The 12,393-nt window shown below is 70.7% G+C and carries 9 protein-coding genes; 5 read left to right on the top strand and 4 right to left on the bottom strand.

Annotation, left to right across the window (positions count from 1 at the left end):
• Positions 1-186: 186 nt before the first annotated feature.
• From DEO23_RS10105 to DEO23_RS10095, 3 genes are read left to right on the top strand one after another with little or no spacing between them, the layout of a single operon-like run.
• The gene (locus DEO23_RS10105) at positions 187-1,335 is read left to right on the top strand and encodes a glycosyltransferase family 4 protein (RefSeq protein WP_109275895.1); all 1,149 of its coding nucleotides are present in this window, start codon (positions 187-189) and stop codon (positions 1,333-1,335) included.
• Positions 1,332-2,585: a hypothetical protein gene (locus DEO23_RS10100; protein ID WP_109275894.1), complete on the top strand. Its 1,254-nt coding sequence runs from the start codon at positions 1,332-1,334 to the stop codon at positions 2,583-2,585. The genes DEO23_RS10105 and DEO23_RS10100 overlap by 4 nt, the downstream gene beginning before the upstream one ends.
• On the top strand, positions 2,582-3,610 hold the full coding sequence (locus DEO23_RS10095) for an ATP-grasp domain-containing protein (RefSeq protein ID WP_109275893.1): 1,029 nt from the start codon (positions 2,582-2,584) through the stop codon (positions 3,608-3,610). The genes DEO23_RS10100 and DEO23_RS10095 overlap by 4 nt, the downstream gene beginning before the upstream one ends.
• On the opposite strand, the gene DEO23_RS10090 is transcribed toward DEO23_RS10095, so the two are convergent.
• Positions 3,594-4,943 (bottom strand): type III PLP-dependent enzyme domain-containing protein, encoded by a 1,350-nt coding sequence (locus tag DEO23_RS10090; protein ID WP_109275892.1) that lies wholly within the window; start codon positions 4,941-4,943, stop codon positions 3,594-3,596. The two genes, DEO23_RS10095 and DEO23_RS10090, sit on opposite strands and share 17 nt — an antisense overlap.
• 270 nt (positions 4,944-5,213) lie before the next feature.
• Between DEO23_RS10090 and DEO23_RS16525 the strand changes: the two genes are divergently transcribed.
• On the top strand, positions 5,214-6,305 hold the full coding sequence (locus tag DEO23_RS16525; protein WP_276309450.1) for a sugar transferase: 1,092 nt from the start codon (positions 5,214-5,216) through the stop codon (positions 6,303-6,305).
• Positions 6,302-7,402 (top strand): ATP-grasp domain-containing protein, encoded by a 1,101-nt coding sequence (locus tag DEO23_RS10080; protein ID WP_109275890.1) that lies wholly within the window; start codon positions 6,302-6,304, stop codon positions 7,400-7,402. The genes DEO23_RS16525 and DEO23_RS10080 overlap by 4 nt, the downstream gene beginning before the upstream one ends.
• Positions 7,403-7,537: 135 nt before the next feature.
• Here the strand turns inward: DEO23_RS10080 and DEO23_RS10075 are convergent, their stop codons facing one another.
• From DEO23_RS10075 to DEO23_RS10065, 3 genes are read right to left on the bottom strand one after another with little or no spacing between them, the layout of a single operon-like run.
• A complete protein-coding gene (locus tag DEO23_RS10075) occupies positions 7,538-8,779 on the bottom strand; it encodes a lipid II:glycine glycyltransferase FemX (protein ID WP_165831797.1) in 1,242 nt (413 codons plus the stop codon).
• A 7-nt stretch (positions 8,780-8,786) separates the two neighbouring features.
• Positions 8,787-9,947 (bottom strand): DegT/DnrJ/EryC1/StrS family aminotransferase, encoded by a 1,161-nt coding sequence (locus DEO23_RS10070; protein ID WP_109275888.1) that lies wholly within the window; start codon positions 9,945-9,947, stop codon positions 8,787-8,789.
• Positions 9,948-9,950: 3 nt separating this feature from the next.
• Positions 9,951-11,870, bottom strand: a complete 1,920-nt coding sequence (locus tag DEO23_RS10065) for a nucleoside-diphosphate sugar epimerase/dehydratase (RefSeq protein WP_109275887.1) — start codon at positions 11,868-11,870, stop codon at positions 9,951-9,953.
• Between the last annotated feature and the right edge of the window lie 523 nt (positions 11,871-12,393).

Below are 12,393 nucleotides of genomic sequence, written 5' to 3'. Positions count from 1 at the left end.
CCAACGTCCCACCGACCCTCGATCTTCGTCCCGCGCGCATCGTGCCGCGGACTACGTCGCACCTCGGTCGTTCCTGGAGGCGCGTTACCGTAGGGTACACTCAAAATCTGACATCCGGGACATTCATACATAATCGGACACGGCGTCACCGGCGACGACCGACCCTCACGACGACAGGACCCCGACATGAAGCTCCTGCATGCCACGACCGTCCCCTCCACGCTGCGCTTCCTCGAGGGCCACGCGAAGCACCTGGGCGAGGAGGGGACGCAGGTCGTGCTGCTCTCGTCCCCCGCGGCCGAGCTCGAGGAGATCGCCGCATCCGAAGGGGCGCGAGCGATCTCCGTGGACATGAAACGCGCCATCTCGCCGGCGGCCGACGTGGTCGCGCTCGCCCGCCTGGTCAGGGTGCTCAAGAAGGAGAGACCCGAGATCCTGCACGCGCACACCCCCAAGGCGGGGCTGCTCGTCACGCTCGCGGGGAGGATCGCTCGCGTTCCCGTGTGCGTCTACCAGATCCACGGTCTCCGGTTCGCCACCGCCACCGGCGCACAGAGGGTCCTGCTCAAGACGGCCGAGCGGGTCGCGTGCGCGAGCGCGCACGCGGTCCTCTGCGTGAGCCCGTCCGCTCTGGAGTACGCCGAGGCGGAGCACATCATCTGCCCGGGCAAGGGCAGGGTGATCGGAGCAGGCACGATCAACGGCGTCGACACCGCGGCCTTCGACGCATCGCGCTTCGCCGGGACGGTCGCGACGACGCGCCACGAGCTGGAGATCCCCGCGAGCGCCACCGTGATCGGCTTCGTGGGTCGGGTCGTCAGGGACAAGGGGATCGCGGAACTCGCGGATGCGTGGCAGGAGATCCGCGACATCCATCCCGATGCCCACCTCCTGCTCGTCGGCGCCCCGGAGGAGACGGACCCGGTCGACCCCCGGGTGATGGAGACGCTCGAAGAGGATCCTCGCGTGCACATCACCGGCTTCCGGGCCGACGTGCGCCCATTCCTCGCCTCCATGGACGTGCTCGTCCTGCCCTCGTACCGCGAAGGGTTCGGGCAGACGTTGCTCGAGGCCTCCTCGATGGGGGTGGCGACGGCGGGGAGCGACATCCCGGGGATCCGCGACGCCGTCGTCCACGACCGCACGGGACTCCTGTTCCCCGCCCACGACAGCAGGTCGCTCGCCCGCTGCCTGGACCGTCTCCTCGGGGATGCCCGGCTGCGGGCGGAGCTCGGCGCCGAGGGACGACGCCGCGTGCTGGCCGAGTTCGACAGGCCGCTCGTGCGGGAGCAGTTCCTCGCCTTCTACCGCGACGTCGCGCGGAGAGCCAGATGAGGGGGCTCTCCTACCTCTGGCTGATGGCCGGACAGATCGCGAGCATCGCGGTGATCCAGCTCGTGCCGATGCTGACGCTCTCGGTCTCCGGCTACGCGCTCTACTCCGCCGTGTATCTCGGGTTCGCGGCCTCCGTCGCCATCACCTACGCGACGATCAGCGACGTCTGGGCCCGCATCCTGCGCCGCATCGATCCCACGCCGGGCCTCGTGCACATGTTCCAGGCGGCGCTCACGAGCATGGCGACCGCCAGCGGCGCCCTGGTGGGCGTGGTCGTCGGGGTCAGCACCGCTTCCCTCACCCTGGGACTCGCCGCAGCGGCGGCGACAGCGCTGGCGGTCTACCGCAGTGGGGTGGGGTACCGGATGATCGCGGCGGGAAGGATGCGTCGATGCGGCATCGCCGATGTCACCGGGGCAGCGACCTCCGCCGTCGTCGCCGTCCTCCTCCTCGTCGCAGACGCATACTCCCCGCTCACCGCGCTCCTGTGCTGGGCGGTGTCCGCACTGGTCGCGAGCCTCGTCCTCGCCGTCGCTCCCCGCGCCAGCCTCAGCTCGACCCGAGCGTGGGTCCGCACCAACAAGCGCGACATCGTGCTGCTCACCGGCGAATCGGCGATCAAGACCACCGAGTCCGTCGGAACCCCGTATCTGGTCGGGATCTTCGGCGGCGTGCTCGCCCTCGCCCTGCATCGCGCAGCCAGCTCCTTGACCTACCCCGTCCGGCTCGTCGTCGACATGCTCCGAGCCAGGATCATCAGCGGAGCGATTGGCGGCACGATGCGCACACTGCTGATCATCAGCGCGATCGGCGCCGTGGAGGGAGCCTGTGTCGCGGCGGGACTGGCGGTCCTCGGCCGGTGGAGCGTGCTCGGACCTGACACGATCATCGTCCAGATGGCACCTCACGCCCTTGCCGTCGGTGCGTGGGTCTGGACGACGTCGATGCCCTCCTTCATCCAGTTCGCAGGGCGCGGAGGGTTCTCCGGTCGGCGCCTGATCGTGCGCCGCATCCTCCACACCGTCATCATCATCGTCATCACCGTCGGTGGTGTGCTCACCGTCGGCACCGCGTCCGTGATCTGGTTCGCCGCGCTCGCCGAACTGATCGCAGCACCTCTCTGGATCCCCTCGCGCACGGACCGGCGCAGAGCGACGAGTGCGGAGCCGAGCGATCCATCCCGTCCCTTCCCGCCCACCCCAGGGGCCGGTCACACCGCCTCACAACGATCCGGAGGTCACACCGCATGAAGATCGTCATCGCATCCGCAGGTCGTCGTGCGCACTACCTGGAATGGTTCCGCCACGCGCTGTCCTCCCAGGGCGTGAGGGGCGAGGTCATCGCCATGGAGTACCGCTCGCTGAGCCCCAGCGTGGGCATCGCGGACAGGGTCGCGGCGATGCCGGCGTACAACAGCCCCGAGTACCCGGACGCGCTGCTGGAGTGGTGCACCCGCGAACGCCCCGAGCTGTTCGTCTCGCTGAACGACTACGAGCTGCAGATCCTCTCGGGAGAGCTCGCCGGGCGCATCAGGGAGCTCGGGTGTCGGGTCGCCGTGCTCGACCCCCGGGTCCAGCCCATCGTGCTGGACAAGCACCGGATGGCCGCCACGCTCGCCGAGCACGGCATCCCGACGCCGCCGACCGTGCTGGGCAGCGAGATCGCCTCCCTGCGGAGCTCGTCCGGTCCCGAGGACCGTTTCGTCATCAAGCACCGCTTCGGCAGCGGATCCACGGGACTGCAGCTCGCGTCCCCGGCGGATCTCGCCGCGGCGGTGGAGGAGTCCGCCCGCACCGCCCTGGGGGCCGACGGGCTCCCCGCGACCGGCGACCTCTCGGCCGTCGTGGTCCAGGAGGCCCTCCCCGGATCCGAGTACGGCGTGGACGGCGTCTTCGACGTCGACGGACGGAGTGATCTCCTGGGTGTGCTCGCGCGGCGCAAGGACGTGATGCGCGGGGGCGACACCGACGTCGCCACGACCGTGGACCCGGAACGGTTCCGCGGTGTGATCGGCGCGATCGGAGAGCTGCTGCGCCCCTCCGGGGCCATCGACGTCGATCTGCGCGAGACCGCCGCGGGCGAGCCGCTGGTCATCGACATCAACCCGCGCCTGGGCGGTGGCTACCCGTTCTGCCACCGCGCGGGCGCCGATCTTCCCGGCGCGCTCGTGCGCTCGGCCGCGGGCCTCGCCGCGGACCCCTCGCTCCTGCGCTACCAGGCCGGCGTGACCACGGCCCGCCGGGAGGAGTTCACGGTGGTCAGCGCGCCGCGCTGACCGTGCGGACCGAATCGGCCCTGTCCTCGGACGGCGTCGCGGCGGTGCCTGCGGTCGCTGCCGCCCCGGCGGCCCCTTCCATGCCTGCTGCGGTCGGGATGCTCTCCCGGTCCTCGCGGGCCTCGGTCTCCCAGTCGTTCCCGCGCAGGTAGTCCGCGGCACCCCAGCGCCTGCGCACCTGCGTGAACGTCTGCCCGTCACGCACGTAGACGGCGGGAGGGAACTCGATGAACGTGGACTGGTAGCTCATGGTGTACGCACCGACCCCGGCGAACACGAGCCGGTCGCCGACGGCGAGCTCGCGGGCGTCGTGCAGACGCGTCAGCCGATCGTCCTCCATGCAGGTGAACCCGTCGATGATCTGCTCGGGCAGCTCCACCTCGGAGGTGGCGTCCGTGGAGATCGCGAAGGGGCGGCGACGCCGGAACAGCGGATCGATGTCGGTGCGGCTCGCATCGGTGACCACGTGCCGGCGGGGGCCCACGTCCTTCACGTCGAGCACGCTCGCGTGGAACTCGACGGGGAGGGCGATCAGGGACCCACCGGGCTCGACGACCAGGCGCGTGCGCTGCACGTCGACCACGGGTTCGAGCGTCTCCCGGATGACGCGCACGTAGTCCTCGAACGTCGGGCGCCCCTCGAGGCTGCCGAAGAACCCGCCCCCGATGTCCACCCAGTCCAGCTCGAGCCGGCGCGAGGCGATGATCTCGGCGGCCACGGTGGCGGCAGCACGGTAGACGTCGAGGCTCTGCGTCGAGGAGTTGCGGTGCATGTGCAGGCCGACGACGCGGGCGCCCGCGTCCGTCAGCGTCCGGATCACCCGGTCGAGATCGCCGTTGTCCACGTCGAAGCCGAAGCGACTCCCCTCGCTCCCCGTCGTGCTCTCCCCGGGGCAGCGCGCCTCCAGATCCCAGTTCACGCGCAGTCCTACCGCGACCGATCGGGACGGCTCCTCCCGCGCGAGTTCGGCGGCGTACTCGATCTCACGCTTGGAGTCGAGGTTGACGACCGATCCGGCGCGCAGGGCGAAGCGGAGTCGGTCGCGGCTCTTGACCGGGCCGTTGAAGACGATGCGGGCCGGGTCGTAGCCGAGCGCGAGCGCGAGGTCGTACTCGGCGTCGGAGACGACCTCCGCCCACACCCCCTCTCGGCGCATGTGCGCGAGCAACCAGGGCAGCGAGTTGGTCTTGAACGAGTAGGACAGGATCGCTCCTGGCCACTGCGCATCCAGAGCTCGCCGGAAACGCCCGACGAAGGTCTCGAGCAACCGTCTGTCGATCACGAACACCGGCGTGGTCGGCGCCAGCTCCGCCCGTGTCGTCGTGTCCACCATCGAACAACCCCTCGTTCGCGGGTGCGGACCGGCCGCCGAGCGCGGATCGTGCCGCCCGCCGCCGACTCCACCGCCTCGTCGTCGTTGATCCTGTGTATCGGTGCCACCTTGTTCCGAAGGGGACATCTCCACCCTATACTGGTCAAAATGGACGAAGTACGCAACCCTCGCATCTCGCGGGTTCGTGCTCCGCTCCCCGTGCTCCGTACGGGCCCGGCCGAAGCACGTCGTCACCGCACCATCGATCACCCGGAAGGGGTCAGCGCGCTCATGGTCACCTCACCTCCTCACGTCGGCCCCGTCCCCTCTCTCACGCCCGAGCCCACGCCCACCATCGCGCCCGGCGTGCCGAGCGCGCACCCATGGAGCGCGCGCCCGTCCGGAGCAATCCCGATCCCCTTCTCGCCCTGGTACGACCGCATGAAGCGGCTCGCCGACGCACTGGTCGCCGGCACGGCGCTGCTCGCGCTGTCCCCCCTGCTGCTCACCATCGCCGGTCTCGTGCGCCTGCGGCTGGGCGCAGGCGGCATCTTCTTCCATCAGCGGCGACTCGGCCTGGACGGGGAGGTCTTCGAGGCCCTGAAGTTCCGCACGATGCGGCCACCGGATGCCGCGCGCGGGCTGCTGTCGGACGAGGCCCGGCTGACGCCGTTCGGCCGCCGGCTGCGTTCCACCAGTCTCGACGAGCTGCCCGGCCTGCTGAACGTGGTGCGCGGCGACATGAGCCTGGTCGGCCCCCGCCCCCTGCTGCCCGAGTACCTCGAGCGCTACAGCGAGGACCAGACGTACCGGCTCGACGTGCTGCCCGGGCTCACCGGCCTCGCGCAGGTCTCCGGCCGCAACACGCTGTCCTGGGACGACAGGTTCGATCTCGATCTCGAGTACATCCGCATGCGAGGCCCCCTTCTCGACCTGCGGATCCTGATGGCGACGGTCCCGAAGGTGCTGCGCAGCGAGGGCATCTCGGAGCAGGGACACGTGACGAACAGCGTCTTCTTCGGCCCGCGTCGCATCGGGGAGCATGCGATACGCCCGGTCGCCGATGCGGGCGAGCTGCGCTTCGAGATCGTTCATCGACCCTCCGGCACGGCGGTCGCCGAGTGCTCTCTCGTGCGCACCGGCGAGACCACGGCCGACCTCGGTATCGACGTGCTCCCGGGAGCCGCGGACCCGGAGCTCATCCGCGCCCGCGCTGCGGAGATGATGCTCGGCATCGCCCGCGCGCACGCCGTGGAGACGGTGCAGTACGAGAGCACGGGCTCCTCCGTCCCCTCGCAGCTGCCGCCGCGGCTCGGCTTCCTGCGGGTCGCCGTGGACGGTCGCGCCATCGATGTCAGGACCCTCGGGAAGGTGGAGAGATGACGGAGCAGACCCCCACGGTGGTGATCGGATCGGCCGGGCGCCGCCTCTATCTCATCGACTGGTTCCGGGACGCCTTCACCTCCCTCGGCCTCGAGGGCCGCGTGGTGGTGACCGAGAACGACCCCAGCAGCGCCTCCGCCTCCTACGGCGACCTCGCACGCATGCTCCCGCGGTACGACGACCCTGCGTACGGCCCCGAGCTGCTGGGCATGGTGGACGAGCTCCGCCCCGGCCTGTTCATCACCGCGAACGACTACGAGCTGATGCATCTCCACGTCACCACGGATCTCGCGCAGGCGATGCGGGAGCGCGGGGTGCTGGTCCCCGGCGTCTCGCGCGCCTGGCAGCGGGCGTGCGCGGACAAGCTGCTGATGGCGCAGCTGCTGACGAGGATCGGCGTCCCCACCCCGGTCACCGTGGCCGGCGGGGACACGGAGGGCATCGACGCCCTGCGGCGGGACGCCGAGGAGCTCGTGGTCAAGCACCGCCTGGGCAGCGGTTCCTCCGGGCTCGCCGTGGTGCCGCCGTCCCAGGTGGAGAGCGCCGTGCGGGCCGCCGCCCGCACCGCCCCCACCTCCTCGTCCTCCATCACCGCCGAGGACGCCGTCATCGTCCAGCCGAAGGCGGCGGGAGTGGAGCACGGGGTGGACCTGGTCGGGGACCTGACGAGCCCGGGGGTGCTCTCCGGGGTCCTCGCACGGCGCAAGCTGCGGATGCGCGCCGGGGAGACGGACAAGGCCGTCACCGTCGGGCCCGAGCCGTTCCTCGATCCCGCGCGGAGGATCGCCGAGGCCGCTGACCTCGCCGGGCTGATCGACGTCGACATGTTCCTGGACGGGGACGGGGCGGTCTCCGTCATCGACATCAATCCGCGCTTCGGCGGCGGCTACCCGTTCGTGCACCTCGCCGGCGCCGACGTCCCCCGGTACTGCGTCGCCCGGGCCTTCGGTCTGGATCCGGGTGCGAGCTGGCAGGAGTACGAGACCGGTGTGGTCTCGGCCAAGCACGAGAGCGTCCGGGTCACCACCCCGGCCCCCGGCGCACCCGGCGCTGCAGCACTCTCTCCCGGCGAGCCCGCCGTCACCGCAGCCGTGTGACCCGCGGCCGCGTGGCCGGTGGCCGTGATCCCCGGCCGCCCCGCTCGGGGAGGTGCGGCCGGACGGCCGGATGACAACGTGCGCCGGCCCCGGCCGCAGGCACAGAAGCCGCGACCGGGGCCGGCGCCCGCGCGCTCAGTCCGATGCGCGGGAGGTCGCGCCGCCGCCCGGTCGGAGCACGCGGGCGAGGCGCGGCGCCTCGCGGTACAGCGAGTAGACCGTGCGGAACACCCGGTCGACGCCCGGGCGGAGCACGAGCTGCCAGCCGCCGATGTTCTCCGCGATCTCACCACCGAGCCCCAGCTTGAAATGGAGCAGCCCGGCGCTCGGATGCGAAGCGGTGAGGACCGGGGGGACCGCGCCGAGGTCGAGTGCACCAGCACCGTCGGTGATCGCGCTCCTGATCCGCACCCAGTGGATGGCGTTGGACGGCCGCGCCTCCCGGTGGTGGACGCTGTTGCCGGCCACGAGGCCGTAGTCCCTGCCGGCCACGGCCAGCATCAGCGTCCCCGAGATCACCTCTTCCTCGACGGAGGCGAGGTCGAAGCGCGCGGAGCCCGAACGGTGCTGCTCGAACTCGTCCCACACGGTCTCGAAGAACGTCAGGGGAAGCGGCGTGAACCCGTTCCTGCGAGAGGTCTCGACGTGGAGCCGGTGAACGGTCGGCAGATCTTCGTGAGCGGCGGGCCTCACCTCGACCCCACGTTTCTGTGCGGCGCGGATGTTCTTGCGCCAGTCCTTGGACATGCGGGAGAAGACCTCGTCCTCGTTGAGCCCGTCCAGCGGCACCGAGTACAGGAAGCAGGGCTGCGTGCTCTCGACGTCCTCCTCGGTCCTCATCGGAGCCCATCCCCCGCTGTGCAGGACCTCGCGCACCTCGTCGGCCACGGCGTTCGTCGTGTCCGGCGTGACCTCGGAGAGGTGCTGCATCGACGACTCGCCCACGGCACGTCGGACCCGTCCGCTCGACCACGTACGGCTGTCCACGGGCGGGTACATCCGGACGACGAAGACCCGCCGCTCGTCCAGGTGGTCCCGCAGGGCGTCGAGCGCGGAGCGGAGAGAAGCGTCCGACCAGTCCAGCAGCGGGCCGGCAGGGATGTAGGCCAGGCGGAACGAGGTCCCCGGGAGCCGGCGGTAGCGGATCACGGCGATCCCCGCGCAGCCCCCGTCGGCGTCGAACCAGCCCACGAACTCCGGCTCCCAGTCGCCACGTCGGACGGCGGCCCACTCCGGGGTCTGCTGATAGCTCGCACCGGTATGGGCGGCGAAGTGGGCGATGTACTCGCTCTCGTCGATCGGGCGTACCTGCAGGGCCGGCGAGGTCGTCGCCCGCTCCGTGGCCCCGGCGGGCGCTCCCGCCTTCTCCACACGCATCACCATCTCAAGCCACCGCCCTCTCCTGCTCGTACGCCCGATGCGCTGCGAGGAACTCCCCCAGCACGCTGTCCACCCGCTCGCACTCCTCGGCGGTGAGCGCCGATCCGCTGGGCACGCTGAGTCCGGTGCGGAAGAGCCGCTCGGAGGTGCCGTTGACGAGCCGCGGCTCGTGGACGAAGACGGGCTGCAGGTGCATCGGCTTCCAGAGCGGGCGGCACTCGATGCCCTCCGCGCCGAGCGCAGCGGCGAGCTCCTCGGCACTGAAGCCCGCCAGGTCCGGGTCCACCAGGAGCGCGGTCAGCCAGCAGCTGTCCTCCGCGTCGCCCCCGCGCTGGAACACCGTCACACCGGGGTGGTCCGCCACCAGGGCGGCGTACGCCTCACGACGGGCCCGCCGGCGCCTGAGCATGCCGTCCAGGCGGTCGAGCTGGGCGAGCCCCACGCCGGCGAGCAGGTTCGAGAGGCGATAGTTGAAGCCGATCTCGCGGTGCTCGTAATGGGCGACGGGCTCGCGCGCCTGCGTGGCCAGGAAGCGCACGCGGGCGGCGTCGACCTCGACGTCGGTCAGATACATGCCCCCGCCCGAGGTGGTCATGATCTTGTTGCCGTTGAACGAGAAGATGGCGGCATCGCCGAGCTTGCCGGCGGCGACGCCGTGGTGGCTCGCCCCGAGCGATTCCGCGGAGTCCGCGAGCACCTGCGCACCGTGGCGATGCGCGATCTCCAGGATCCGGGTGTAGTACGCACACCGCCCGAGCAGATCCACGGGCACGACGGCGGGGACGCTGCATCCCTGGTCCGCGAGGTCCGCGAGGACGGTCTCGAGGGCGTCGGGGTCCATCTGACCCGTCACCGGGTCCGCCTCCACGAAGTAGGGCGTCGCCCCGGTGTAGGCGATCGCGTTGGCGGTGGCCGCGAACGTCATGGTCGACGTCGGCACCACGTCGCCGGGGCCGACGCCCCAGGCCAGCAGGCCGAGGTGCAGGGCGGCCGTCCCGGAGCTCAGGGCGACGGCGTACCGCCTGCCCACCCGCTCCGCGATCCGTCGTTCGAACTCGTCGACGGCGGGGCCCAGAGGGGCGATCCAGCCGGAGCCGAACGCCTCGAGGACTGCGGACTTCTCGGCCTCGGACATGTCCGGGCCGGAGAGGAGGATCGTGGACATCGTTCAGGCCCCCAGGGTCAGAGGTGCGCTCATGGTGCCGCACACGTGGGTCATCGTGGTCATGAACTGCTCGGGTCGATGCAGCTCGCGCGGGTCCGGGATGTCCTGGATCGCCACGGGAGCGACCGGGACGCCGGAGATCAGCGGGTGGGAGGTGGGGCTGGCGTTCTCGTTCTCGGCGAAGAGCACCTCGTGGAGCTTCTCGCCCGGACGCAGTCCCGGGTAGTCGATCGCGATGTCTCGGCCCGAGGCGGAGATGAGCTGCTGCGCGAGATGCTCGATCCGCACCGGGACCCCCATGTCCAGGACGAGCGCAGAGCCGCTCTCCCCCACGACGGCGGCCTGGAGCACGAGCTGCACCGCCTCGGCCACGGTCATGAAGAAGCGCGTCACCTGCTTGTCCGTCACCGTCACCGGTCCTCCGCGCTCGATCTGTCCGATGAACGTGTGGATGACGGATCCCCGGGTGCCCAGGACGTTGCCGAAGCGGACGCTCACCCACGAGCCGTGACCGCTGGTCAGGGCCTTCTGGGCGGTGAGCCCCTCGGCGACGCGCTTGCTCAGTCCCAGCACGTTGTGCGGGTCGGCGGCCTTGTCGGTCGAGATGTTGACGAACTGCTCGACGCCGTGTCGCTCCGCGGCCTCGAGAACGTTGTGCGTCCCCATGACGTTCGTCTTGTAGGCCTCGCCGGGCGCCCTCTCGAGCATGTTGACGTGCTTGAGGGCCGCGGCGTGGAAGACGACGTCCGGGGCGTGCTTGGCGAACACGTCGTCGAGACGGTCCGCGTCACGGATGTCGGCGAGCTCCATGTTCTCCCGACCCAGGTCCGCGATGCCGTCCATGCTCAGCAGGAGCGCGTGCAGGGCCGACTCGTCACGGTCGAGCATGACCAGCTCGCGGGGACCGAAGCCGTTGATCTGGCGGCACAGCTCGGACCCGATCGACCCACCCGCCCCGGTGACCAGGACGACCTTGCCCGCGATCATCTGCGAGATGGTGCTGAGGTCGGTCGCGACCTGGCGCCTGCCCAGGAGGTCCTGGGGTTCGATCCGACGCAGGTCGGTGTGGCGGACGGCCCCCATCATCTCCTTCAGCGGCGGCACGATCCGGATCGGGAGGTCCAGCGCCCGCGCCTCGAGGGTCAGGGCCCCGATGGTGCCCGCGCTGATCGCGGGCGTCGCGATGACGAGCACCTCGGCGTCCGATCTCTCGACGGCGGCTGCGAGATCGCTCGTGCCCCCGATGACGGGCACCCCCCCGTGCCGGAGATGCCGCTTGCGGGGGTCGTCGTCGAGGAAGGCGACCGGCTCCCACTCCGAGGAGGGATCGCGACGCATCGAGTCCGCGAGGGCACGACCGACGGATCCGGCGCCGACGACGAGGGCTCGCGTGGTGCTCTGGGAGCGTGCCGTCAGCAGTCTGTGCGCTGCGTGGATGCGGGCGAGCGCCCGGGTCGCGGCCGCGAGGACGAGGACCACGGGAGCGGCGATGGCGGGCGCGGTGAGAGGCACCATGCGCTCGCCGAGCAGAGCGTTGGCGGCGGTCACGGCAACCGTCACACCGCCGACGACGATCGCGAGCGGCAGCATCTCCTCGAAGCTGCCGACCAGGTGGCGCCCCTGGTAGAGGTGCACTGCGCGCGCCAGGGACACCGAGACGAGCACGGACAGGCCCGCGCAGACCAGGAGCCCGAGGATCGGGATCCCGTGCTCGGAGATGAACAGCCCGCCGGAGAGCGCGGGCGACTCGAGACGCAGGCCCGCTGCGATCCACAGGCCGATGAACCAGAGCGCGGCATCACTGAGCGCGAAGGCGAGCGGCGAGGGCTGCAGCTCCTGCAGCGCGCTCGCCGACATCGGCTCCTCGGAGCTTTCGTTGCTGCGGCTGCGCGCGAAGGGGCGGCGCAGGGAGATGGTGGTCATGGGTGCCCCCTCCAGAGACGTGATGGGCGCACCATCGGCCTCCGTTGGCCCGATGAGTCCGTTTGGTCCGTTCTTTACGGTTTGCACCTTACTCGCTAGTTGCCTGTTTTGCGAGGGTTTGTCTGAATCCGTCCGACTCGATGCCGTCTCCGAGCGCCACGACCGGCGTTGACCTCGCGGTTCCGGGCAGGCAAAGAAGACCGGCACATAGGCGTAGAGCGTGGTGTCCCCGGTACTCACTGAGTCAGCGCGAGAGTCACGCTGGGGTACGACGGTGCAGGAGGCGCGCATCCTGACCGAGCCAGCGGGAGCCACGGGAAGATGCCGTCGCACTACTGCGGTCGAGCACTGCCGACCGGAGCGTCCTTTACTCCGAGAGAGACCGCTCGGCGCGCCCTTTCGCTGTCCGCGACAATTACGCTTCCGGTGCCAAGCCGGCGTCTCGCACGAGGAACAGACACATCAACGGGCCTCCCGACGCTCGTTTGTCCCGTCGCGTTGATGGAGCCCCTCGGGTACCTTC

This window comes from Brachybacterium endophyticum, from assembly GCF_003130585.1.
Taxonomy (GTDB): Bacteria; Actinomycetota; Actinomycetes; order Actinomycetales; family Dermabacteraceae; genus Brachybacterium; species Brachybacterium endophyticum.
The sequence above is the reverse complement of the archived record's forward strand: the minus strand, read 5'-3'. Positions and strand labels throughout refer to the sequence as shown.